At 60.9% G+C, this 22,091-nt stretch carries 24 protein-coding genes and 3 tRNA genes; 7 read left to right on the forward strand and 20 right to left on the reverse strand.

What is annotated here, in order from left to right; genetic code table 11:
• Positions 1-54: 54 nt before the first annotated feature.
• The 17 genes from queC to FPB55_RS19130 all read right to left on the reverse strand — a co-directional run bounded on the left by queC (position 55) and on the right by FPB55_RS19130 (position 13,704).
• Positions 55-729: a 7-cyano-7-deazaguanine synthase QueC gene (queC, locus tag FPB55_RS19045; protein WP_009684061.1), complete on the reverse strand. Its 675-nt coding sequence runs from the start codon at positions 727-729 to the stop codon at positions 55-57.
• Positions 730-746: 17 nt separating this feature from the next.
• Positions 747-1,394 (reverse strand): 7-carboxy-7-deazaguanine synthase QueE, encoded by a 648-nt coding sequence (gene queE, locus FPB55_RS19050; protein ID WP_009684060.1) that lies wholly within the window; start codon positions 1,392-1,394, stop codon positions 747-749.
• A gap of 168 nt (positions 1,395-1,562) precedes the next feature.
• Positions 1,563-2,366, reverse strand: coding sequence for a tol-pal system protein YbgF (gene ybgF, locus FPB55_RS19055; RefSeq protein WP_029887417.1), 804 nt, complete (start codon positions 2,364-2,366; stop codon positions 1,563-1,565).
• Positions 2,367-2,372: 6 nt separating this feature from the next.
• Positions 2,373-2,873 (reverse strand): peptidoglycan-associated lipoprotein Pal, encoded by a 501-nt coding sequence (pal, locus tag FPB55_RS19060; protein ID WP_029887416.1) that lies wholly within the window; start codon positions 2,871-2,873, stop codon positions 2,373-2,375.
• Between the two features lie 54 nt (positions 2,874-2,927).
• Positions 2,928-4,229, reverse strand: coding sequence for a Tol-Pal system beta propeller repeat protein TolB (gene tolB / locus FPB55_RS19065; RefSeq protein ID WP_009684057.1), 1,302 nt, complete (start codon positions 4,227-4,229; stop codon positions 2,928-2,930).
• Entirely contained in the window at positions 4,226-5,335 is a 1,110-nt protein-coding gene (tolA, locus tag FPB55_RS19070; protein ID WP_047149754.1) for a cell envelope integrity protein TolA, read from the reverse strand. The genes tolB and tolA overlap by 4 nt, the downstream gene beginning before the upstream one ends.
• A complete protein-coding gene (gene tolR / locus FPB55_RS19075; RefSeq protein WP_003254760.1) occupies positions 5,335-5,787 on the reverse strand; it encodes a protein TolR in 453 nt (150 codons plus the stop codon). Before tolR ends, tolA begins: the two co-directional genes overlap by 1 nt.
• 14 nt (positions 5,788-5,801) lie before the next feature.
• Positions 5,802-6,497: a protein TolQ gene (tolQ, locus tag FPB55_RS19080; RefSeq protein ID WP_009684054.1), complete on the reverse strand. Its 696-nt coding sequence runs from the start codon at positions 6,495-6,497 to the stop codon at positions 5,802-5,804.
• Between the two features lie 2 nt (positions 6,498-6,499).
• Entirely contained in the window at positions 6,500-6,952 is a 453-nt protein-coding gene (gene ybgC / locus FPB55_RS19085; protein ID WP_009684053.1) for a tol-pal system-associated acyl-CoA thioesterase, read from the reverse strand.
• Positions 6,953-7,077: 125 nt separating this feature from the next.
• Complete coding sequence (gene ruvB, locus FPB55_RS19090) at positions 7,078-8,124, reverse strand: Holliday junction branch migration DNA helicase RuvB (RefSeq protein WP_115294572.1); 1,047 nt, start codon at positions 8,122-8,124, stop codon at positions 7,078-7,080.
• A complete protein-coding gene (gene ruvA / locus FPB55_RS19095) occupies positions 8,121-8,738 on the reverse strand; it encodes a Holliday junction branch migration protein RuvA (protein WP_009684051.1) in 618 nt (205 codons plus the stop codon). Before ruvA ends, ruvB begins: the two co-directional genes overlap by 4 nt.
• Positions 8,739-8,847: 109 nt before the next feature.
• Positions 8,848-9,372, reverse strand: a complete 525-nt coding sequence (ruvC, locus tag FPB55_RS19100) for a crossover junction endodeoxyribonuclease RuvC (protein ID WP_029888028.1) — start codon at positions 9,370-9,372, stop codon at positions 8,848-8,850.
• A 188-nt stretch (positions 9,373-9,560) separates the two neighbouring features.
• The gene (locus tag FPB55_RS19105; protein WP_054905829.1) at positions 9,561-10,307 is read right to left on the reverse strand and encodes a YebC/PmpR family DNA-binding transcriptional regulator; all 747 of its coding nucleotides are present in this window, start codon (positions 10,305-10,307) and stop codon (positions 9,561-9,563) included.
• Positions 10,308-10,420: 113 nt separating this feature from the next.
• Positions 10,421-12,196 carry an aspartate--tRNA ligase gene (aspS, locus tag FPB55_RS19110; RefSeq protein ID WP_029888030.1) on the reverse strand — a complete coding sequence of 592 codons (1,776 nt, stop codon included), beginning with the start codon at positions 12,194-12,196 and terminating at the stop codon, positions 10,421-10,423.
• 93 nt (positions 12,197-12,289) lie between these two features.
• Positions 12,290-12,511 (reverse strand): zinc ribbon domain-containing protein, encoded by a 222-nt coding sequence (locus FPB55_RS19115; protein WP_009684047.1) that lies wholly within the window; start codon positions 12,509-12,511, stop codon positions 12,290-12,292.
• Positions 12,512-12,603: 92 nt separating this feature from the next.
• Complete coding sequence (locus FPB55_RS19120) at positions 12,604-12,933, reverse strand: ribbon-helix-helix domain-containing protein (RefSeq protein WP_009684046.1); 330 nt, start codon at positions 12,931-12,933, stop codon at positions 12,604-12,606.
• A 297-nt stretch (positions 12,934-13,230) separates the two neighbouring features.
• Positions 13,231-13,704 carry a Dps family protein gene (locus FPB55_RS19130; protein ID WP_009684045.1) on the reverse strand — a complete coding sequence of 158 codons (474 nt, stop codon included), beginning with the start codon at positions 13,702-13,704 and terminating at the stop codon, positions 13,231-13,233.
• A 281-nt stretch (positions 13,705-13,985) separates the two neighbouring features.
• Here FPB55_RS19130 and FPB55_RS26865 point away from each other — a divergent pair, with 281 nt between their 5' ends.
• Positions 13,986-14,579 (forward strand): cold-shock protein, encoded by a 594-nt coding sequence (locus FPB55_RS26865; protein ID WP_009684044.1) that lies wholly within the window; start codon positions 13,986-13,988, stop codon positions 14,577-14,579.
• Between the two features lie 88 nt (positions 14,580-14,667).
• On the opposite strand, the gene FPB55_RS19140 is transcribed toward FPB55_RS26865, so the two are convergent.
• The gene (locus FPB55_RS19140) at positions 14,668-14,874 is read right to left on the reverse strand and encodes a SlyX family protein (protein WP_009684043.1); all 207 of its coding nucleotides are present in this window, start codon (positions 14,872-14,874) and stop codon (positions 14,668-14,670) included.
• A 1-nt stretch (position 14,875) separates the two neighbouring features.
• Positions 14,876-15,295: an HIT domain-containing protein gene (locus tag FPB55_RS19145; RefSeq protein ID WP_054905825.1), complete on the reverse strand. Its 420-nt coding sequence runs from the start codon at positions 15,293-15,295 to the stop codon at positions 14,876-14,878.
• 690 nt (positions 15,296-15,985) lie between these two features.
• On the opposite strand from FPB55_RS19145, the gene FPB55_RS19150 reads away from it, so the two are divergent.
• From FPB55_RS19150 to FPB55_RS19160, 3 genes are all read left to right on the forward strand, one after another.
• Entirely contained in the window at positions 15,986-17,269 is a 1,284-nt protein-coding gene (locus FPB55_RS19150; RefSeq protein ID WP_009684041.1) for an OprD family porin, read from the forward strand.
• 159 nt (positions 17,270-17,428) lie between these two features.
• A complete protein-coding gene (locus tag FPB55_RS19155; RefSeq protein WP_009684040.1) occupies positions 17,429-19,144 on the forward strand; it encodes a proline--tRNA ligase in 1,716 nt (571 codons plus the stop codon).
• 20 nt (positions 19,145-19,164) lie between these two features.
• The gene (locus tag FPB55_RS19160; protein WP_125854582.1) at positions 19,165-20,118 is read left to right on the forward strand and encodes a hypothetical protein; all 954 of its coding nucleotides are present in this window, start codon (positions 19,165-19,167) and stop codon (positions 20,116-20,118) included.
• Between the two features lie 135 nt (positions 20,119-20,253).
• On the opposite strand, the gene dinB is transcribed toward FPB55_RS19160, so the two are convergent.
• Entirely contained in the window at positions 20,254-21,312 is a 1,059-nt protein-coding gene (dinB, locus tag FPB55_RS19165; protein ID WP_178097542.1) for a DNA polymerase IV, read from the reverse strand.
• A gap of 221 nt (positions 21,313-21,533) precedes the next feature.
• Between dinB and FPB55_RS19170 the strand changes: the two genes are divergently transcribed.
• From FPB55_RS19170 to FPB55_RS19180, 3 genes are all read left to right on the forward strand, one after another.
• Positions 21,534-21,610: transfer RNA gene (locus FPB55_RS19170), tRNA-Met, on the forward strand.
• Between the two features lie 135 nt (positions 21,611-21,745).
• Positions 21,746-21,822, forward strand: a tRNA-Met gene (locus tag FPB55_RS19175).
• Between the two features lie 121 nt (positions 21,823-21,943).
• Positions 21,944-22,020, forward strand: a tRNA-Met gene (locus FPB55_RS19180).
• Positions 22,021-22,091 lie beyond the last annotated feature (71 nt).

Here is a 22,091-nt window from a genome sequence, read left to right on the forward strand (position 1 = left end):
GGATGGCGCGTATAATACTGATTTCTAACGGGAAATCAATACCCTCTGATCAGTTCAAGCGTAGCGCGTCGGGTCGTCGACACCGGCAGCCCTGAAGCCATCGGCACGCAGGCGGCAACTGTCGCACTTGCCGCAGGCACGCCCTTCATCGTCGGCCTGGTAGCAGGAAACAGTCAGGCTATAGTCCACGCCGCGGGCCATACCGGCCTGCACGATTTGCGCCTTGCTCATGTTCTGCAGCGGCGCCTGGATCCTGAAGCCCTGCCCTTCGACCCCGGCCTTGGTCGCCAGGTTGGCCATGCGCTCGAACGCTTCGACGAACTCAGGGCGGCAATCCGGGTAGCCGGAGTAGTCCACGGCGTTCACGCCAATGAAGATATCACGCGCCTCCAGCACTTCAGCCCAACCCAGCGCCAGCGACAGGAACACGGTATTGCGCGCTGGCACATAGGTCACCGGAATACCTTCACCGGGGGTTTCCGGCACGTCGATGCTGCTGTCGGTCAAGGCCGAACCACCAATACCGTCCAGGTTCAAGCCAATGACCTTGTGCTCGACCACGCCCAAGTCGCGGGCCACGCGGGCGGCGGCGTTCAGCTCGGCGCGATGGCGCTGGCCGTAATCGAAGCTCATGGTATAGCAGCTGTAGCCGTCGGCCTTGGCCATGGCGACCACCGTGGCCGAGTCCAGGCCACCGGACAACAGGATGACTGCGCGTTTTTCTGTCATGTGTATTTACTCCTCAATCAACGCCCGGGTTCGTCGTTCCACAGCAGCTTGTGCAACTGCAGCTGGAAGCGCACGGGCAGGTTGTCGGCGACGATCCAGTCTGCCAGGTCGCTGGCGCTCACCTGATGATGGCTGGGTGAAAACAGCACTTCACCGGCACGCTCGGCCAGGTTGTATTGGATCAGCTTGGAAACTGCCCAGTCGTAATCCTCGCGGGAACAGATGACGAACTTGACCTGGTCGTTGCGGGTCAGCTGGTCGATGTTCGAATAGAGGTTACGATGCGACTCTTCGGAACCTGGGGTCTTCAGGTCTACCACACGACTGACCCGGGTGTCGGTGCCGGCGATATCCAACGCGCCACTGGTCTCCAGCGACACCTCGTAGCCCGCATCGCACAGCCGCTGCAGCAGCGGCAGCGCATTCGGTTGGGCCAGCGGTTCGCCACCGGTGACACACACGTAGCGCGGCCTGAAGCCGGCCACTTGCTCAAGGATCGAATCGAGGGTACGAACGGTACCGCCACTGAATGCGTAGGCACTGTCGCAGTACTGGCAGCGCAGGGGGCAACCGGTGAGCCGCACGAATACCGTGGGCAGCCCAGCCGTTCGTGTTTCACCCTGCAAAGAGTAAAAGACTTCGGTGATGCGTAATGTGTCTTGCATGCTCGCCACGGGCGTGACAGCTAAACAGGCTGCCCGCCTCCGTCAGGCACTGCCGCGGACTCGACATCGCGTTATCCGCAGCAGCGTGTTTACGAAAAAAGGGCCGTGATTCTAACGAAAAAACCCGCGACTGGCGCGGGTTTATTTCAAACGCTACTGCAAAGGGCCTTAGAGCTTTTGCAGGTCACGCTGTGCCAATTGCGCGGCAGAGGTGCCGGGATACTGGGTGATGACCTGTTGCAGGATGCTCTTGACCTTGTCGGTGTGGCCCATGCGGCGCTCGACGTCGGCCAGTTTGTAAAGCGAGTCTGGCACCTTGCTGTGCTTGGGGTACTTTTGGCTGACCTGGGCAAACGCCTGGCTGGCGCCTTGCAAGTCACCCTTGGCCAGGTTCACCTCACCCAACCAGTACTGGGCATTGCCGGCGTACTGGCTGTTCGGGTATTTGCGCAGGAAGGCGGTGAACGCCTGGCTGGCCTTGTCGAAGTCTTTTTGCTTGATCAGGTCGAAAGCTGCATCGTAGTAGAGCTTCTCTTTCGCCGGATCACCGGGCTCGCTACTGGCGGCCGGTTGTTGCGCAGCAGCACCGGCTGCTGCACCGGAGGCGGCATTGGATGCACCACCGGAGGAATTGTCAGGGGTTGCGGCAGGTGCAGCACCACTGTTGATGCGACGGTCCAAATCCTGGTACCGCTCCAGGTTTTCCTGCTTCATGCGCGACACATCGTTTTGCAGCTCTTCGATGATGCCTTGCTGGCGGGAAAGCTGGTCCTGCATCTGTTGCAGCTGCATGAACAGCTGGCCCTGTGCAGAGGCAGGGGCCGAAGCCCCCGACCCGGCATAGGCGCCGCTCGTGCCATAACCCGCGGGCGGATAACTGCCTGCGTTGTCATCTACTACAGGGACCTCAGCCCAGGCCGCGAGCGGCAGGCTGAGTGCGAGGACGGTTACTACACGGCGGCACATACGCATAAGAACTTACTTACGCAGTTCTACGCGACGGTTCTGAGCCCAGGACTGCTCGTCGTTGCCGGTAGCAACTGGACGCTCTTCGCCGTAGGAAACCACTTCCAGCTGAGCAGGGGAAACACCCTGCAGAACCAGGTAGCGCTGAACGGCTTTCGCACGACGCTCACCCAGAGCCATGTTGTACTCGCGGGTGCCGCGCTCGTCGGTGTTACCTTCCAGAACAACGCGGTTGCCGTTGGCTTTCAGGTCCTTGGCGTGAACGTCCAGAGCGCGCATGGCTTCTGGCTTCAGGTCCGAGCTGTCGTATTCGAAGTAGAAGGTGGTGATTGCGCGCAGGGCGGCTTCTTCGCTCAGGGAGCCGTCGACAGCGCCAGTGTTGGCACCGTAGCCAGCGTTAGGATCTACAGCAGCGCCTTCGCCTGCGTTGTCACCGCCCTTCGAGGAGCAACCTACAGCTACGGCCATGGCCAGAGCCAGCGCAGCAAATTTACCAAACTTCAGCATTTCCATCGTGAAACTCCTAATGAAACCCCAGTGTGTTAAGCAAAACGTATTACGCCGCAATCAGTTCAGGTAAGGGGACCAGGACGGTTCTCTGACTTCGCCTTGAGCGGTAGGAAGTGGGAGCCTCACGCGGCCATTAAGCGACACGAGCATCAAGACTCCCCGGCCCTGCTGGCGGGTGGCGTAGATTAGCATGGTGCCGTTTGGCGCAACAGTGGGAGACTCATCAAGACTTGTTTCCGAGAGAATCTTTACACTTCCGCGCTGCAAGTCCTGTGCCGCCACTTTGAAGTTGGTAAAGCCCTGTTGGCGATGAATCATCACCAGGGTTTTCTCGTCTGCCGAAAGTTTCGGGTTGGCGTTGTAGTTACCCACGAAGGTTACGCGCTCGGCACCACCCCCACTGACCGACTGTTTATAGATCTGCGGTTTGCCGCCCCGGTCGGAGGTGAAGTAAATGGTGTTGCCGTCTTTACCCCAGAACGGCTCGGTGTTGATACCAGGGCCGGCGGTTACGCGGCTGATCTGGCGAGAGGCCATGTTCATCACGTAGATGTCCGGGTTGCCGTCCTTGGACAGCACGAAGGCCAGGCGCGAACCGTCAGGCGACCAGGCTGGCGCGCCGTTCAGGCCCTCGAAGTTGGTCACCTGTTCGCGGCGGCCGGTATCGATGTTCTGCACGAAGATGCGCGGGCGCTTCTGTTCGAACGATACGTAGGCAATACGCTTGCCATCCGGTGCGAACCGCGGCGACAGGATAGGCTCGCGCGATTGCAGCAGGGTGACCGCACGTGCACCGTCGTAGTCCGAGCGCTGCAGGGTGTAGCGGGTATTGTTGGTGGAGAAGCGCTCGGCAGTCACGTACAGCATGCGGGTCGAGAACGCACCCTTGATGCCGGTGAGCTTCTCGAACGACTGGTCTGCAATGTAGTGCGCCATGTCGCGCAACTGGTCGGTGCTGCCCGCCACGCTACCGGTCAGCACTTGCTGCTCGGTGGCGACGTTGAACAGCGCGTACTGCACCTGCAGGCGACCACCCGACGGCACGATGCTACCGACCATCACATACTGGGCGCCCAGGGCTTTCCAGTCACGGAAAATCACTTCGCTGGCCTGCGACGGCTGGCTGATCATGTTCTGCCGCGGAATCGGTGAATAGTAGCCAGAGTTGCGCAGGTCGTTGCCGATGATGTCGGCAATGTCTTCAGGCAACACGCTACCGCCCTGCATACCGAACGGTACTACCGCAATGGGCGTGGCCCGGTCGCTGCCGCTGGTGACCAGGATGTTCTTTTCCTCTGCCACCGCCAAGCCTGCCACGCAGCAGAGCAAGACCAGCAGTCCTCTCAGACGTTTAATCACAACGCTAGATCCTCAGGTGTAAATGTCATCTTGAACGAACGATAACGGTTGAAATCGCTCGGCTTCATACCCTGCATCTCGGTCAAACGACCAATGTTCTTGACCGCAGCCACCGCCGAACTGTCGAACGGGCCGTCACCACTGGAACGGACCACGCTGACACTGGTAACGGTACCGTCCGGCAACATGCTTACCTGCAGGGTCACCGTCATGCCCTTACGCGCGGAAGGCGGACGCGCCCAACCCTCGGCCGCGCGCATGCGGATCAGGTCGTCGAAATCGCCGGCCACCTGGTCACCTTGCTCGTCAGCCAGGGCCTGCTGCCGCTCGGTGGTATCGGACAACAGCTCGGCCAGGGCCTGGGCTTTCTTGTCTTCTGCCGCCTTGCGAGCCGCTTCCTGTGCCTTTTTCTTCTGGGCGTCTGCAGCGGCCTTCTTCTTGGCCTCTTCAGCTGCCTTTTTCTTCGCGTCCTCGGCCGCCGCTTTCTTCTTGGCGTCCTCGGCTGCTTTCTTCTTGGCCTCTTCGGCTGCCTTTTTCTTGGCGTCCTCGGCGGCTTGTTTCTTCGCCTCTTCAGCGGCCGCTTTCTTGGCCTCTTCTTCGGCTTTTTTCTTCGCTTCGTCCTCGGCCTTCTTCTTGGCGATGTCAGCCTGTTGCTTCTCGGCGGCTTTCTTCGCCTCCTCGGCCTTCTTGGCTTCGGCGGCTTGCTTGGCCTTGGCGGCTTCGGCGGCCTTGGCCGCGTCCTCGGCTTTTTTCGCTTCGGCGGCTTCGCGAGCCTCTTCGGCCTTTTGAGCGGCGTCGGCTTTCTTTTGTTCCGCAGCCTTGATGGCCTCCTGCTCGACCTTCTTCTGCTCCAGCTGCTCGACTTCAGTCTGACGCGACGCGGTTTTCTTCGCTTCCCCGGCAATCTTCTGGTTGGTCTGGGTGGTCGCCTGGCTCTTGGACTTGAGCTGGTACAGGGTAGCCTGGACGATTGGCTTGGAAGGCGGCAGCTCAGGCGTCATGGCAAAACTGACGAACAGCAAGCCGAACACCAGCACATGCAGACCGATGGCCCAGACACTGGGCCAGAAGTAGCTTTCCGAGGCGGATGGCTCTCGCTGTTGCATCAGGGCGCCTCGGTAATCAGGCCAACGTTACCGACACCGGCCTTCTGCAACCCGCCCATGGCACCCATGACCGCGCCATAGTCGACCGCCTTGTCACCCCGAATGAATACCTGGGTCTGCTTGCCCTGGTCACGGCCGGCGGCAATGATCTTGGTCACGGCATCGGTCATGGCCGGCAGGGTCATGGCCTTGTCCATCTGCTTGTCGGTATCGACTTCGCTGCCGAGGTTCCAGTAATAGGTCTTGTCGGCCTTGATGGAGATGGTGAGGATCTGGACGTTGTTGTCCTGCGGCAAGGCTTCGCTGGAAACCTTGGGCAGGTCTACCTTCACGCCCTGGTTGAGCATGGGCGCCGTCACCATGAAGATGACCAGCAGCACCAGCATCACATCGATGTAGGGCACCACGTTCATCTCGGCGACGGGCTTGCGTTTGTGGCGAACTCGGGCCATGGGCTTCTACCTGATTACTCTTCGCTGGTGTGCACTTTACGGTGCAGGATCGCCTGGAACTCGTCGGCGAAGGTGTAGTAACGGCCGATCAGCACTTCGCTGCGCGCGGCAAAACGGTTGTAGGCAATGACCGCCGGAATTGCCGCGAACAGGCCGATGGCCGTAGCCACCAGGGCTTCGGCGATACCCGGGGCAACGGTGGCCAGGGTCGCTTGCTGGGCGCTGGCCAGGCCGCGGAAGGAGTTCATGATGCCCCATACGGTACCGAACAGGCCGATGTACGGGCTGGTGGAACCGACGGTGGCCAGGAACGGCAGGCTCTGCTCGAGCTTTTCTTCTTCGCGCGAGATGGCCACGCGCATGGCACGGCCCACGCCTTCCATGACCGCATCCGGGTCTACACCCGGCTGCTGGCGCAGGCGCGAGAACTCTTTGAAGCCGGCACGGAATACTTGCTCCACGCCTGAATCCGGGTCTGGGTTGCTGCCTGCCTGACGGTACAGCTTGGACAGGTCGATGCCCGACCAGAAGCGCTCTTCGAAGGCATCCAGCGCACGACGACCGGCGCGCAGCATGGCGCTGCGCTGGAAGATCATGATCCATGAGGTGACCGAGGCGGCCACCAGGGTCAGCATTACCAGCTGAACCACCACGCTGGCATTGCTGACCAGACTCCACATGGAGGTATGGTCGACGACGTTAGCTTCCACGCTTATTCTCCTGCGTTCGATTGATTACCCGAGCCGTCCGCCGCAAAAGCGTCGCGCAGCTGGGGGGGTATGGCTCGGGGTTTGAAAGTGTCAGCACGCACTGCGGCCACCAGGAACTGCCCCTCGCAGAGCAGCGTTTCATCGTTTTCGCGCCAAACCTGCTGGACGAAACGCAGGCTGGCGCGATTGAGTTCAAGTACTTGCGCGGTGACCCGCAGTTGGTCGTCCAGCCGCGCCGGCGCGTGGTAGCGCGCTTCGCTGGAATGGACCACGAACAGCAGATTGTCTTCGGCCAGTTGCGACTGGGAGAACCCCAGGTGCCGCAGGCGTTCGGTGCGCGCGCGCTCCATGAATTTCAGGTAGTTGACGTAATACACCACGCCACCGGCATCGGTATCCTCGTAATAGACGCGACAACGGTGTACGAACGGTTCCAGGCCATTTTGCGCGCGCATACTCTAGTGCTTACTCCTCGGCTTGCCAATCCGCTGTGGCAACTGTTTTTTCGTCATTAATGTCTTATTGCCAGCAACCATTCGGCGTGCCTGCGGTAGGACCACGAAAAGTCGGTTTCGATCTGTCATTCATCGCCCGGCTCCGAATAATTTGCGCCCTCCCCCAGGCGCCCTGGAATATTCAGGCCGAAGTGCAGGTAGGCATGCCGTGTGACGACGCGGCCACGCGGCGTGCGCATGATGTAACCCTGCTGAATCAGGTAGGGCTCGAGTACGTCTTCGATGGTATGGCGCTCTTCGCTGATGGCCGCCGCCAGGTTGTCGACGCCCACCGGGCCACCATCGAACTTCTCGATCATGGTCAGCAACAGGCGACGGTCGGAATGATCAAAACCGCGCTCGTCGACGTCCAGCAGGTTCAACGCCATGTCAGCCACGGCCTTGGTGATCTGGCCCTTGCCGCGCACCTCGGCGTAGTCACGCACGCGGCGCAGCAGGCGGTTGGCGATTCGTGGCGTGCCACGGGCACGGCGGGCAATTTCGTAGGCACCCAGGTCCTCGATGGCCAGGCCAAGAATATTGGCCGAGCGGCTGACGATGGTGGCCAGGTCCTTGTCGCTATAGAACTCCAGGCGCTGGACGATGCCGAAGCGGTCACGCAGCGGGTTGGTGAGCATCCCGGCACGGGTAGTTGCACCGACGAGGGTGAACGGCGGCAGGTCGAGCTTGATCGAACGGGCCGCTGGCCCTTCGCCGATCATGATGTCGAGCTGGAAGTCTTCCATGGCCGGGTACAGCACCTCTTCGACAACCGGCGACAACCGGTGGATCTCGTCGATGAACAGCACGTCGTGCGGTTCGAGGTTGGTCAGCATGGCCGCCAGATCGCCCGGGCGCTCCAGAATCGGCCCAGAGGTGCTCTTCACCGAAACGCCCATTTCATGGGCGATGATGTTGGCCAGGGTGGTCTTGCCCAAGCCTGGGGGGCCGAAGATCAGCGTGTGGTCGAGCGACTCGCTGCGCCCGCGAGCAGCCTGGATGAACAACGACATCTGCTCGCGCACCACCGGCTGACCGATGTACTCGCTCAGGCTCAGCGGCCGGATCGCACGGTCCTGGACTTCTTCACGGTCGCGGCCACTGGCGGCGATCAGGCGGTCGGCTTCGATCACTTGGCAATCATCCCTTTCAGGCTGCGGCGGATCAGTTCTTCACTGCTCAAGCCGGCCTTGTCCTTGATCGCGGCAATCGCCTTGCTGGCTTCCTGCGGCTTGTAGCCCAGCGAGACCAGGGCACTGATTGCATCGGCCTCGGCGCTTGATGCGCTGGCGGCCGGCAACGGCCCATCCGACACCAGGGTAAACATGGCCGGCGAGGTTTCCCAGGCCTTGAAGCGGTCCTTGAGTTCGACCAGCAGGCGTTCGGCGGTTTTCTTGCCGACCCCCGGCACGCGTACCAGGGCCGAAGTATCCTGGGCCTGCACGCAACGTACCAGCTCGTCGACCTCCAGCCCGGACATCAACGCCAGGGCCAGCTTGGGCCCTACGCCGTTCAGGCGGATCAACTCGCGGAACAGCTCGCGCTCGCGCTTTTCGGCAAAACCATAGAGCAGGTGGGCGTCTTCGCGCACCACCAGATGGGTATGCACAGTGACGGTTTCGCCCACTTTGGGCAGACGGTACAGCGTGGTCATGGGCACTTCGAGCTCGTAGCCCACGCCATTGACGTCGATAATCAGGTGCGGCGGCTGTTTTTCCGCCAGGGTGCCGCGCAAACGTCCAATCACGTTCCGATCCTTCCTCTCGGGGAGCCGGTCAACGACCGCTCAACCCTATCAGCAAATGCGGCGGGTGAATGCTTCACCCGGACAAATTTTGTATCTGCGCATGAAGCGCTCAAAGACGCAAGCGCCCGCCGCGTCGGCGTGCGGTGGCCAGGCCATGGGGCACCAGGCTGGAACGGGTATGGGCATGGCACAGGGCAATGGCCAGCGCATCGGAGGCATCGATCTGCGGCTTTTGCGTCAGTTTCAGCAGGTGCATGACCATCATCATCACCTGTTCCTTGTTGGCCCCACCGGTGCCGGCCACGGCTTGCTTGACCTGAGTGGCGCTGTATTCAGCGATTTCCAGGCCGGCTTCGGCAGCGGCAACGATAGCAGCGCCGCGCGCCTGGCCGAGCTTCAGCGCCGAGTCGGCGTTGCGGGCCATGAACACCCGCTCGATGCCCATGGTTACCGGGCCGTGCTGGGTGATGATTTCACTGACACCACGAAAAACGATCTGCAGCCGCTCGTGCAGCTCGCCGCTGCCGGTGCGGATACAACCCGACGCCACGTACTCGCAACCACGGGCGGTCTGGCGGACGACGCCGTAGCCGGTGATTCGCGAGCCGGGGTCGATACCTAGAATCAGAGTCATAGTGCCTGTCGTAAAAAACTAACGTTGCAAGACCATAGGGGCCGCTGCGCGGCCCATCGCCGGCAAGCCAGCTCCCACAGGTACAGCACAAGCTTCAAGAAAAGCGCGGTACCTGTGGGAGCTGGCTTGCCGGCGATGGGCTGCACAGCAGCCCCAATAGCAGCCTTGACTCGGCGAGTCTGCAGACCTTAGCCGAGGTTTTCCATGATCTCGTCGGAAATCTGGGCGTTGGAGTAGACGTTCTGCACGTCATCCAGGTCTTCGAGCATGTCGATCAGCTTGAGCACCTTCTCGGCACCCTCGTGGTCAAGTTCGGCACTGGTGGTCGGCTGCATCACGATTTCCGCGTCAGCGGCCTTGAAGCCGGCCTCTTCGAGGGCGTTACGCACGGCATAGAAACTGTTGAACGAGGTGAATACCTCGAACGAACCGTCCTCGTTGGCTACCACGTCGTCGGCATCGGCCTCCATCGCCGCTTCCATCAACGCGTCTTCGTCCACGCCCGGCGCAAAGCTGAGCTGCCCCTTGCGCTCGAACAGGTAGGCCACCGAGCCATCGGTACCGAGGTTGCCGCCACACTTGGTAAAGGCATGGCGCACGGCGGCGGCGGTACGGTTGCGGTTGTCGGTCATGGCTTCGACCATGATCGCCACGCCACCCGGGCCGTAACCTTCGTAGCTGAGCTCTTCAACGTTGTCGCTTTCGTTGGTGCCCGCACCACGGGCCACGGCGCGGTCGATGATGTCGCGGCTCATGTTGGCGCCCAGGGCCTTGTCCAGCGCCAGGCGCAGGCGCGGGTTGGATGCCGGATCAGGGCCGCCCTGCTTGGCAGCAACCGTCAGTTCGCGGATCCACTTGGTGAAGACCTTGCCTCTCTTGGCATCCTGGCGCTCTTTGCGGTGCTTGATGTTCGCCCACTTGGAATGACCAGCCATAACGACTCCGTTTTCCTTGAATCACAAACAGCCCCGCCCCATGACGGGGCGGGACGGGAAAATGCCTGCGCCGAAACGCAAAGGCGCATCCATGTGGATGCGCCCGGGACTGCTTATTCGACCTTGGTCTGTTCACGCAGTCGGATGTGCAGCTCGCGCAGGGCCTTGGCGTCGACCAGGCCAGGGGCCTGGGTCATGACACACGCGGCGCTCTGGGTTTTCGGGAAGGCAATCACTTCACGAATCGACTGGGCGCCAGTCATCAGCATGACCAAGCGGTCCAGGCCGAAGGCCAGGCCACCGTGAGGCGGTGCACCGAACTTCAGGGCGTCGAGCAGGAAGCCGAATTTCTCTTCCTGTTCTTCGGCTTCGATACCCAGCAGGCGGAACACGGCCTGCTGCATCTCTTTGCGATGGATACGGATCGAACCGCCACCCAGCTCGGTACCGTTCAGCACCATGTCGTAGGCACGCGACAGCGCGGTAGCCGGGTTGGCCTCGAGCTCTTGCGGGGTGCACTTCGGCGCGGTGAACGGGTGGTGCAGCGCGGTGAAGCTGCCGTCTTCGTTCTCTTCGAACATCGGGAAGTCGACGACCCACATCGGTGCCCACTCGCATGTCAGCAGCTCGAAGTCGTGGCCCAGGCGGATACGCAGCGCGCCCAGCGCTTCGCTGACCACCTTGAACTTGTCGGCACCGAAGAACACGATGTCGCCGTCTACGGCGCCAACGCGATCGAGGATGGTGTTGAGGTTGGCCTCGGGGATGTTCTTGACGATCGGCGACTGCAGGCCTTCGACACCCTTGGCGCGCTCGTTGACCTTGATGTAGGCCAGGCCCTTGGCACCGTAGATGCCGACGAACTTGGTGTACTCGTCGATCTTGCTGCGCGGCATGCTGGCGCCGCCTGGCAGGCGCAGGGCGGTTACACGGCACTTCGGATCGTTGGCCGGGCCGGCGAACACCTTGAAGTCGACATCCTTGAGCTGGTCGGCAACGTCAACCAGTTCCAGCGGGTTACGCAGGTCTGGCTTGTCGGAACCGTAGCGGCGCATGGCTTCTTCGAAGGTCATGTGCGGGAATTCGCCGAATTCCAGGTCGAGCACTTCCTTGAACAGCTTGCGGATCATGCTTTCGGTCAGGCCCATGATCTCGTTTTCATCGAGGAAGCTGGTCTCGATGTCGATCTGGGTGAATTCCGGCTGGCGGTCGGCACGCAGGTCTTCGTCACGGAAGCACTTGGCGATCTGGTAGTAACGGTCGAAGCCGGCCACCATCAGCAACTGCTTGAACAGCTGTGGCGACTGCGGCAGGGCGAAGAAGCTACCGGCGTGGGTACGGCTAGGCACCAGGTAGTCGCGCGCGCCTTCCGGGGTTGCACGGGTGAGGATTGGGGTTTCGACGTCGAGGAAGCCATTTTCGTCAAGGAAGCGACGGATGCTGCTGGTGATGCGCGAGCGCAGGCGCAGCTTGTCGGCCATTTCCGGGCGACGCAGGTCGATGAAGCGGTAGCGCAGGCGGGTTTCTTCGCCGACGTCGGAGTACTCGTTCAGCGGGAACGGTGGCGTTTCTGCTTCGTTGAGCACGGTCAGCTGGTAGCCGAGGATTTCGATGGCACCGGACGCCATGTTGGCATTCACTGCACCCTCAGGGCGCTTGCGAACCTTACCGGTCAGCTGCACGACGTATTCGCTGCGCACGCGGTCGGCAGCGGCGAAAGTTTCGGCGCGATCCGGGTCGAACACGACCTGGGCCATGCCTTCGCGGTCACGGATGTCGAGGAAGATCACCCCGCCGTGGTCGCGGCGCCGATGGACCCAGCCGCAAAGGGTGACTTCCTGGCCGTCCAGGCTCTCGTTCAGTTGGCCGCAATAATGGCTGCGCATCATGATGGTGGTTTCGCTTCTCGTGATTCGTGTATTCGGTGGAGGCCTTGGCCGCCCGGAGGGCTAATACTGCAAGACCCGGTCACAGCATTCAACTCAGTCGGCCTTGTCGCCGCCTGCCAGATTCTTTTTCGCCCCGGTCTTGAAGTCGGTTTCGTACCAACCATTACCGCTCAGGCGGAAGCCTGGGACCGACAGCAGCTTCTTCAGCGCTGGCGCCTGGCAGGCCGGGCAATCGGTCAGCGGCGCGGCGCTGATCTTCTGCAGCACTTCCATACGGTGCTCGCAGGATCCACATTGATAGTCATACAAGGGCATGGGTGTCTCTCGTCAACCAAAACGCTGGCTGCGGGGGCAGCAAAAAGCGGGATTATATATGGTTAGCAAGCACTGCGCAGCCCGCCAGGCGATCAGCGCGCACTTGGCGGGTTCTGCAGCCACGCCACGCAGATGACCCGGATCAGGCCGCTGAAGTTGCGCACGCCACCCTGGCGCAGGTGGATCTCGCGGTCAACGTAGGACAGCACCGCGCTGACCGAGCAACGGTTGGCGGCGGCAATGCGCTCGAGGATCTGCCAGTAGACGGCCTCCAGGCGCAGGCACGTGGAAAAGCCGTTGAGGCGCACGGAGCGCGACACCGGCTGGATCTGCAACATGTCGAAATCCGCCTTGAACGGATCGATGCACGGTTTCCCCGGCCAACGCCCCTGGCCATTTACACGCTTGCTCGCTTGCATCATGCGCCACACTTCCTCGTCACAGGTACCAGGTGGCCTATGAAGCGCTGATGGGCGCGGTTAAAGCAGCGGCAAAGTGTTCCTGCACAAACACTGATTGTCATGCACGACGCGGCCCCTGTGGGAGCGGGCGAGCCCGCGAACACCGGCGTAGCCGGTGCCAGCCACCGCGCTGGATTCTTCGCGGGCACGCCCGCTCCCACAGGGTCCGCATCGTGCTTATGAATCGAGTTCTCTGCGCGACAGCGCAGCCCGTAGGGCTGTGTTATCTCCCACAGGGTTATGTGACAGCCTGGGTAATTATTTGCCGTCGAGCAAAACCCGCAGCATCCACGCGGTCTTCTCGTGCACCTGCATGCGCTGGGTCAGCAGGTCGGCTGTCGGCTCGTCACTGACCTTGTCGACTACCGGGAAAATACTGCGCGCAGTGCGCACCACAGCCTCCTGCCCTTGCACCAACTGGCGGATCATCTCTTCCGCAGCGGGTACCCCTTCCTCCTCCTTGATGGACGAGTGCCGGGCATAGAATGCGTACGACCCCGGCGCCGGGAAACCCAGGGCCCGGATGCGCTCGGCGATGGAATCCACCGCCAGTGCCAATTCGTTGTACTGCTCTTCGAACATCAGGTGCAGGGTGCGGAACGACGGCCCTGTGACGTTCCAGTGAAAGTTATGGGTTTTCAGATACAGCACGTAGGTATCCGACAACAAGCGGGACAGCCCATCAACGATGGATTTGCGATCTTCTTCACTGATACCGATATCGATTGCCATGAAGTTCCCCTTTGCATAAGGCTTGAGACTCAAGCGGGCGACGACCACTGTAGCAATACTTGGCGCCTGTCGCATGTGACATGGCGCAACACATCGCCCGCCGGGCGGCCTGCGGTTTGAGTAGCCTGCGGCTTTACTGTTAAATAGGCAGCGTGCCACCCGTGCGGACTGTTATTGCCGGGTGCATAGGCTGGCCTGCCACGTGTTTGCGCTCTACACATCATGCGCACCGTGCTGCCCGCTCTTCCTGTGATCGGCCTTATCAACTGTGAGCCAACCCCATGTTCAAGATCGTCCATCTGGTGACGGGCGTGGCAGCTTTGCTGCTATCGCTCATACCCAGCCTGAAAACCGAAGCAACCCCCTTCCTCCTGCAACCCGACGCGGTCTACCTGGCACTGCTTGGCCTGCTCAACCTGGTCCTGGCGCCAGTCGTGCCCCTGTATTACCGAGGCGCGCGCCAGCAACTGCAGCACCTGGCCTGCGCCTTGCTGGTAGTTGCCGTGGTGCTACAGACCCTGACACTGCTGGCCCGCCCGGAAATGGGCAACCTGGCAGCACTGGTCTGCGCCACGCTGGCCGTCGCCCTGCACCTGGCCGTGGGCTTTGCGCGCAGCCCGCGCAAGCCACGCAACAGCCAGCACACCGCCCCAGATACCGGTAACCGCGATACCGGCACCGTGAAGTGGTTCAATACGTCCAAAGGCTTTGGCTTCATTTCCCGTGATTCGGGTGATGATATCTTCGTGCACTTTCGCGCCATTCGCGGGGAGGGTCACCGCATCCTCGTCGAAGGCCAGCGCGTGGAATTCTCGGTGATGCACCGCGACAAAGGCCTGCAGGCCGAGGATGTGGTGGCCGTGACCCGCCGCTGATACCGCCAGCCCCAGCACCAATGCCCCCACAGGCCTGACTACCGCCCTGTGGGGGCCACTGCACCCGATCAGAACAGTGATCAGCGCATCAATAATGCGGCGGCGGCGCCTCGTCCCCTTCGCTACCGAATTGCCCCACCATCTCTTCATGACGCTTTATCAGCTCGGTCACCTGCAGCTGCAGGCGCTCGATCACCTTCGCCTGCTCTACCACCACATCATTCAATGCCTGGAGGGTGTCATCTTGGAACGCCTGGCGGGTTTCCAGTTCGATCATGCGCATTTCCAGTGACATGTCAGGCCTCCTGATAACCGGCCAGCCCCAGGTCGCGCACACGCTGGCGTACCGCCTGCAGTTGGGCATCGGTATAGGCCACTGGCGGGCACTTGCCCCAGACCGGGGCGGGCCAGGCAGCGTCGTCACGGCGGCGCACGATCACATGCATGTGCAACTGGCTTACCACATTGCCCAAGGTTGCCACGTTCATCTTGTCGGCGCCGTAGCTGGCCTTCAACGCTTCTGCCAACAGGGTGGTCTCCTGCCACAGTTGCTGCTGCTCGTGCACATCCAAATCGAACAACTCACTCACCTCAGCACGCTTGGGCACCAGGATGAACCACGGGTAATTGGCATCCTTGCTCAGCAGCAGCTGGCACAGCGCAAGCTCCCCCAGCACCAGGGAATCCTGCTGCAGACGCGAATCGAGGACGAACACGGCATATCTCCTTAAGACAAAACGACCCGCATGGCGCGGAAAACATGGGTGGCAAGAATACCCTGCACAATCCCGGTAACACAGCGCTACTTTTCGCACCAAAATGAGGCCATCTACCCACCCCTCCCGCACCTGCCACCCCAAAAACGACTCTGGATGAACAAATGGCGGTAACACATTGACTTTTATGAGCGCGCTTTAAATTTTAATGATTCTCGAACTCAACAATACCTAAACGGCGCTCGACCCCGTGTTTACGGCACTTTCCGACCCTCGGTAGGGGGTTTTGTGAAAATTTCATGAACTGTTGCTAATTTTGAGCACGCTTGTTGCATTCCTTTCACGCCAAGTCGGCACGGCATCTGCAATGGCAGGTGTACGCGACAAATAACAACAGCGGCATTGGTTACCAGGGAGTTTCTTCAGCTGGCGTCGGTAGTTACCGATTCATGGCGGCTAAAGAAGCAGCGCTGGGGTTATACGGCCCTAAATTGGGGCGTGATTTGCGACATGGAAATACCTGAGCGCGACATGGTGGAAAAGTTCCGTAAAGAGTCTCTATCGCCATATCGCCAAGAACAGTCAGCGTGCTATACATTTTCGCCGACATAACAAGAAAGAGCTGCTCCATATAACTAAAACACTTGGACGCAGCGGTACTCTTCCTAAAAACCAAAGGAGCAAATCACGATGCGCGTGATGAAGTGGAGCATGATCGCCCTGGCCGTTACGGCAGGGACCTCGCAGTTGGCAATGGCCTCCGCACAAGATGAGTCCAAAGGTTTCATCGAAGACAGCAAGCTGAACGTCAAGACCCGCATGCTGTATTTCAGCCGTGACTTCCGCAACAACGCGCCTGGCAGCCAGAGCCGCGTGGAAGAAACCGGCCTTGGCTTCCTGGGCACCTTCGAATCCGGCTTCACCCAAGGCACCGTAGGCTTCGGCGTCGACGCCATCGGCATGCTCGGCCTGAAGCTGGACAGCGGCCGCGGCCGCGCCGGCACCGGCCTGTTCCCGACTGGCTCGGACGGTCGCTCGCAAGATGATTACTCGGAAGCGGGCGGCGCTGTGAAAATGCGCATCTCCAACACCGTACTGAAGTGGGGCGACCAGTTCACCGCACTGCCAGTATTCGCAACCGACGACAGCCGCTTGCTGCCAGAAGTTGCCGAAGGTGGCCTGATCACCAGCAACGAAATCGACGGCCTGACCCTGCACGCTGGTCACTTCACTGCGCTGAACGCCCAGGCCCAGACTTACCACGACAGCCTGCGGCTGACCGAGGCCAATGTCTTTGGTGGCACCTATGCCCTCTCCGACAACCTCAGCACCAGCGTTTACTACTCGCGTGTCGAAGACCACTTCCGCAAGTGGTACGGCAATATCAACTGGGCGCTGCCGATCAGCGACAAGCAAGGCCTGGTGTTCGACTTCAACATCTATGACACCAAGTCCATCGGCAACAACCTGACCGGTGCATTCGTCAGCAAGTCCGACGGCAGCAACGAACTGGACAACATCGCAGCCAGCCTGTCGGCCGCGTACAACGTCGGCGCCCACACCTTCACCCTGGCCTACCAGAAGGTCACCGGTGACGGCGACTACGCCTACGGTGTAGACGGTGGCGGCACGGTCTTCCTGGCCAACTCCGTGGCCCGTTCCGACTTCAACGCCGAAGACGAAAAATCCTGGCAGGCTCGCTACGACCTGAACTTCGCTGAATTCGGCGTACCCGGCCTGACCTTCATGACCCGCTATGTACGTGGTACCGGTGCAACCACCCGCACCACCGACAGCGGCAAGGAATGGGAACGCGACATCGACGTCAAGTACGTGATGCAGAGCGGCCCGGCCAAGGACCTGAGCTTCCGCGTCCGTCAAGCCACCTACCGTTCGGCCGATGGCGTTTACTACGGTTCGCCTTCGATCGACGAACTGCGCCTGATCGTGGAGTACCCGCTGAGCATCCTGTAAGCCTGGCTTGCAGTGCCCCGCACCTGAAAAGCCCGGCGACCTCGCCGGGCTTTTTCTTGGCTGACAAGCGTCACGCCCTGGGGCATCCTGTACGCCTTCGTTTCACCCCCGTACAATGCGGGGCTATTTCAACGTCTTAGGCAATCGACACGGCTAACCATGCGCACCAGTCAATATTTGCTCGCCACCCAGAAAGAAACCCCTGCCGATGCAGTGGTCATCAGCCATCAGCTCATGCTGCGTGCCGGCATGATCCGCAAACTGGCCTCCGGCCTGTACACCTGGCTGCCGATGGGCCTGCGGGTAATGCGCAAGGTCGAGGCCGTGGTACGTGAGGAAATGAACGCCGCCGGTGCCCTCGAAGTGCTGATGCCAAGCATCCAGCCCGCCGAGCTGTGGCAGGAGTCCGGCCGCTGGGAACAATACGGCCCGGAACTGCTGCGCCTCAAAGACCGCCATCAGCGTGACTTCTGTGTCGGCCCAACCCACGAAGAAGTGATCACCGACCTGGCCCGTAACGAGCTGTCCAGCTATAAACAGCTGCCGCTCAACATGTACCAGATCCAGACCAAATTCCGCGATGAAATCCGCCCGCGCTTCGGCCTCATGCGTGGCCGCGAGTTCATCATGAAAGACGCCTACTCGTTCCATGCCGACCAGGCTTCCTTGCAGGAAACCTATGACCGCATGCACCAGGCCTACAGCAACATATTCACGCGCCTGGGCCTGGACTTTCGCCCTGTGCAGGCCGACACCGGCTCGATCGGCGGCAGCTACTCGCATGAGTTCCACGTACTGGCCGAGTCTGGCGAAGACGACGTGATCTTCAGCGACAGCTCCGACTACGCCGCCAACATCGAAAAGGCCGAGGCCATCCCACGGGAAACCGTGCGCCCTGCGCCTACCGAAGAGCTGCGCCTGGTCGATACGCCAAACGCCAAGACCATTGCCCAGCTGGTGGAAAACTTCGGCCTGCCGATCGAGAAAACCGTCAAGACCCTGATCGTGCGCGGCGCCGAAGAGGGCAAGCTGGTGGCCCTGATCGTTCGTGGCGACCACGAGCTGAACGAAATCAAGGCCACCAAGCTTGAACAGGTTGCCGACCCGCTGGTAATGGCCACCGAAGCCGAACTGCGCGAGGCAATCGGCGCCGGCGCCGGCTCGCTGGGCCCATTGAACCTGCCGCTGGAATGCATCATCGACCGTTCGGTGGCGCTGATGAGCGATTTCGGTATTGGTGCCAACATCGACGACAAGCACTATTTCGGCGTGAACTGGGAGCGCGACCTGCCAGTGCCACAGGTAGCCGACCTGCGCAATGTGGTTGAAGGCGACCCGAGCCCGGACGGCCAAGGCACCCTGATCATCAAGCGTGGCATCGAAGTCGGGCATATCTTCCAGCTGGGCACCAAGTACAGCGAAGCGCTGAAGTGCCAGGTGCTGGGCGAGAACGGCAAGCCGGTCGTGCTGTCGATGGGTTGCTACGGCATCGGTGTATCGCGCGTGGTGGCAGCCGCCATCGAGCAGAGCTACGACGACAAAGGCATCATCTGGAACGACGCCCTGGCCCCGTTCCAGATTGCCCTGGTACCGCTGCGCTACGAAACCGAAGCGGTTCGCGAGGCAACCGACAAGCTGTACGCCGAACTGACCGCCGCCGGCTTTGAAGTACTGCTGGACGACCGTGACAAGAAGACCAGCCCCGGCATCAAGTTCGCCGACATGGAGCTGATCGGCATCCCGCACCGCATCGTGGTCAGCGATCGCGGCCTGGCCGAAGGCAACCTGGAGTACAAGCACCGCACCGAGCAGGACGCCCAGCCGTTGCCGCTCAATGAAGTGCTGACCTTCCTGCAGGCCCGCGTTCGCCGCTGATAACCAATGCACGAGTAATCATGTTCAAGCGAAGTACCTTTACCCGGGGGGGCGCCGCACTGTGCGGCGCCCTGCTCGTCAGCGGCTGCGCCAACCAGATGTCCCAGCGCAGCGACCATGAGGAGCGCGTGGAGCGCAAACTGCTCGCCCACACCCTGCAGATCGATGTCGGCGAGCCGAAGGTGATGGAGCTGCCGCAACGGCGTGTGCGCGTGCATGAGGAAAAGCGTTTCGAAGTGACCGAGTTCGAAGTCACCCGCCGCTATGATCGCTACACGCCTTACCAGCCCTGGCGGGAGATCTACGAGATCCCGCTGGGTGTGGTGGCCGTTGTGGCGGGGGTTGGCGCTAACGTGGTCAATGTCTTCGCTTTGGGCAACCTGCCGCAAAGCATGACCCACGACTGGCTCAGCTATGGGGTGGACGGGCTCAACCCGTTCATGAACGTAGCGTCCAATGGCCGCGCCCAGCAGAACCTGGCCGGAATCAGCGAAGTGCAGAAAGGCCAGCGTGAAGAATCCACCAGCATGCCGTGGAGCGAACGCTTGGTCGAGGTCAAGGCTGGCAAAATGACTCACGAGCTGACCACCGACCGTAGCGGCGTACTGCGCCTGAACCTGCTGGACAGCCCGTTTTCGGAGCAGAACCTCAACCACGTCGGCACCCTGCACCTGCAAGTGCTCGACGAGGACAACGGGGTCCGTGGCGACGCCAGCCTGCTGGTCAGCGCCACCCTGCGCAACAAGCTGCATGAGGCCCATGAGCTGATCTTCGATGACCTCGAAGATGACGATGTCAGCCAGTGGGTACACCGGGTCAAGCGCCTGTCCGAGCTGGGCCTTGAAGAAGAAGCCAGCGAAATGGAACAGAGCCTGATCGAGCTGACCCGCAACGACCCGGAGCTGCAGCAGGAGTTTCTGCAGTCGCTGACCAAGGCTACCGGGCGATTAGTGGCTGACCCGGGGGCGCAATAACCCGGCCTCTATCGCGATTACCCTGTAGGAGCGGCCTCGCGTCGCGATGGGCTGCGCAGTAGCCCCAGGCATTCGGCATTGCTGCTTGAATTGCCGGGGCTGCTGCGCCGACCACCGCGGCGCAAGGCCGCTTCTTTATATAGGCGCAAACAGCTCCAGCTGTTCATGCGCACCGCGCAGATCGCGCAACCTTACCCCTACCCCCAACAAACGCACCGGCTTGCCACCGCGGGCGAACGCCTGCCCCAGCAATTGCCGGTAACTTTCCAGGTCCCTGCCCGCCCCGGCCTGTTCCAGCGTGGTTTGGCTGAAGTCATGGAACTTGACCTTGACGAAGGGTTTCTCTGGCCGGTAACTGCTGTCCATGCGGGCGATGCGTTCGTTCAGGCTTTCCAACAGTTCCGGCAAACGCGCCAGGCAACTGGCCAGGTCCGGCAGGTCGGTGTCGTAGGTATTTTCCACGCTGACCGACTGGCGCCGGCTATCGTTGTGCACCGCACGCTCGTCAATACCTCGCGCCAGCCCCCACAACCGCTCACCGAAACTACCGAACTCGCGCACCAGCGCCAGGCGCGACCAGTCACGCAGTTGCAGGCAGGTTTCGATACCCAGGCGCGTCAGTTTGTCTGCAGTGACCTTGCCCACGCCGTGCAGCCTGGCCACTGGCAAGGCCGCAACGAATGCCTCGACCTCATCGGGGGTAATCACGAACAGCCCGTTGGGCTTGCGCCAGTCGCTGGCGATCTTGGCCAGGAACTTGTTTGGCGCCACCCCCGCCGACACGGTGATATGCAGGGTACGCGCGACTCGCCGGCGAATATCCTCGGCAATACGGGTGGCGCTACCCGAATACCATAGGCTGTCGCTGACATCCAGGTAGGCCTCGTCCAACGACAAGGGCTCGATCAGCTCGGTGTAGTCTCGAAAGATGGCATGAATTTCCCGCGAGGCTTCGCGATAGGCCTCGAAACGCGGCTTGACGATCAACAAGTCCGGGCACAGTTTCAGCGCGTGGCGCGATGCCATGGCCGAGCGCACACCGTAGGCACGCGCTTCATAATTACAGGTGGCGATCACGCCACGGCGCTCTGCCGAGCCGCCCACTGCCATGGGCCGCCCGGCCAGACGCGGGTCGTCACGCATCTCGATCGCGGCATAGAAGCAATCGCAGTCAACGTGGATGATCTTGCGCAAAGACATGGATGACCGTCAGCACTGTAAATTCATACAGATAGTATCGCATGGCGCCGCCCGTTCAACAGCTGACCCGCATGCCCACGCGATAATCGGCCTGAAAGGCCCGCCGCGCCTGAGCCGCATGCAGGTGTGATGCGCTAAGGGTTTGAACAAAAAAGGTTTTTTCAAAACAATTGCTTGACACCAGCGCGCAAATCCGTAGAATTCGATCTCACAGGCGCGGGATGGAGCAGCCTGGTAGCTCGTCGGGCTCATAACCCGAAGGTCGTCGGTTCAAATCCGGCTCCCGCAACCAGTTTCGAGAAAAGGCCACTGTTCACGCAGTGGCCTTTTTCTTTGCCCATGGAAAAGCGATTTTTCAAAAAGTCTCGGTAAATCAAAAAGTAGCGCTTGACACACACGCTGCAAACTGTAGAATTCGCCCCACTGACGCGGGATGGAGCAGCCTGGTAGCTCGTCGGGCTCATAACCCGAAGGTCGTCGGTTCAAATCCGGCTCCCGCAACCAGATTCAAGATAAGGCCACTGTTAACACAGTGGCCTTTTTCTTTGCGCTTGAAAAAGGTCTGGAGCCGGAGCGTGAAAACACTTGACACCAGACCGGCAAACTGTAGAATGCGCACCTCTGACGCGGGATGGAGCAGCCTGGTAGCTCGTCGGGCTCATAACCCGAAGGTCGTCGGTTCAAATCCGGCTCCCGCAACCATATTCGTCAGAACAAACCCCGCCTGTGTAACAGCAGCGCGGGGTTTGTTGCGTTTGTCTCCTGCCACTCGT

Origin of the sequence: Pseudomonas sp. BJP69 (assembly GCF_007633355.1) — a bacterium.
GTDB lineage: Bacteria > Pseudomonadota > Gammaproteobacteria > Pseudomonadales > Pseudomonadaceae > Aquipseudomonas > Aquipseudomonas juntendi.

Excerpts from the sequence above, each read along its gene's own strand:
- ruvC (WP_029888028.1), bottom strand. The coding sequence starts at position 9,372 with ATGACTCTGATTCTAGGTATCGACCCCGGCTCGCGAATCACCGGCTAC.
- queE (WP_009684060.1), bottom strand. The coding sequence starts at position 1,394 with ATGCAAGACACATTACGCATCACCGAAGTCTTTTACTCTTTGCAGGGT.
- FPB55_RS19155 (WP_009684040.1), top strand. The coding sequence starts at position 17,429 with ATGCGCACCAGTCAATATTTGCTCGCCACCCAGAAAGAAACCCCTGCC.
- queC (WP_009684061.1), bottom strand. The coding sequence starts at position 729 with ATGACAGAAAAACGCGCAGTCATCCTGTTGTCCGGTGGCCTGGACTCG.
- FPB55_RS19115 (WP_009684047.1), bottom strand. The coding sequence starts at position 12,511 with ATGCCCTTGTATGACTATCAATGTGGATCCTGCGAGCACCGTATGGAA.
- ybgF (WP_029887417.1), bottom strand. The coding sequence starts at position 2,366 with ATGCGTATGTGCCGCCGTGTAGTAACCGTCCTCGCACTCAGCCTGCCG.
- FPB55_RS19160 (WP_125854582.1), top strand. The coding sequence starts at position 19,165 with ATGTTCAAGCGAAGTACCTTTACCCGGGGGGGCGCCGCACTGTGCGGC.
- FPB55_RS19120 (WP_009684046.1), bottom strand. The coding sequence starts at position 12,933 with ATGATGCAAGCGAGCAAGCGTGTAAATGGCCAGGGGCGTTGGCCGGGG.
- FPB55_RS19140 (WP_009684043.1), bottom strand. The coding sequence starts at position 14,874 with ATGTCACTGGAAATGCGCATGATCGAACTGGAAACCCGCCAGGCGTTC.
- FPB55_RS26865 (WP_009684044.1), top strand. The coding sequence starts at position 13,986 with ATGTTCAAGATCGTCCATCTGGTGACGGGCGTGGCAGCTTTGCTGCTA.
- FPB55_RS19130 (WP_009684045.1), bottom strand. The coding sequence starts at position 13,704 with ATGGCAATCGATATCGGTATCAGTGAAGAAGATCGCAAATCCATCGTT.
- ybgC (WP_009684053.1), bottom strand. The coding sequence starts at position 6,952 with ATGCGCGCGCAAAATGGCCTGGAACCGTTCGTACACCGTTGTCGCGTC.
- tolR (WP_003254760.1), bottom strand. The coding sequence starts at position 5,787 with ATGGCCCGAGTTCGCCACAAACGCAAGCCCGTCGCCGAGATGAACGTG.
- aspS (WP_029888030.1), bottom strand. The coding sequence starts at position 12,196 with ATGATGCGCAGCCATTATTGCGGCCAACTGAACGAGAGCCTGGACGGC.
- FPB55_RS19105 (WP_054905829.1), bottom strand. The coding sequence starts at position 10,307 with ATGGCTGGTCATTCCAAGTGGGCGAACATCAAGCACCGCAAAGAGCGC.
- FPB55_RS19150 (WP_009684041.1), top strand. The coding sequence starts at position 15,986 with ATGCGCGTGATGAAGTGGAGCATGATCGCCCTGGCCGTTACGGCAGGG.
- pal (WP_029887416.1), bottom strand. The coding sequence starts at position 2,873 with ATGGAAATGCTGAAGTTTGGTAAATTTGCTGCGCTGGCTCTGGCCATG.
- tolA (WP_047149754.1), bottom strand. The coding sequence starts at position 5,335 with ATGCAACAGCGAGAGCCATCCGCCTCGGAAAGCTACTTCTGGCCCAGT.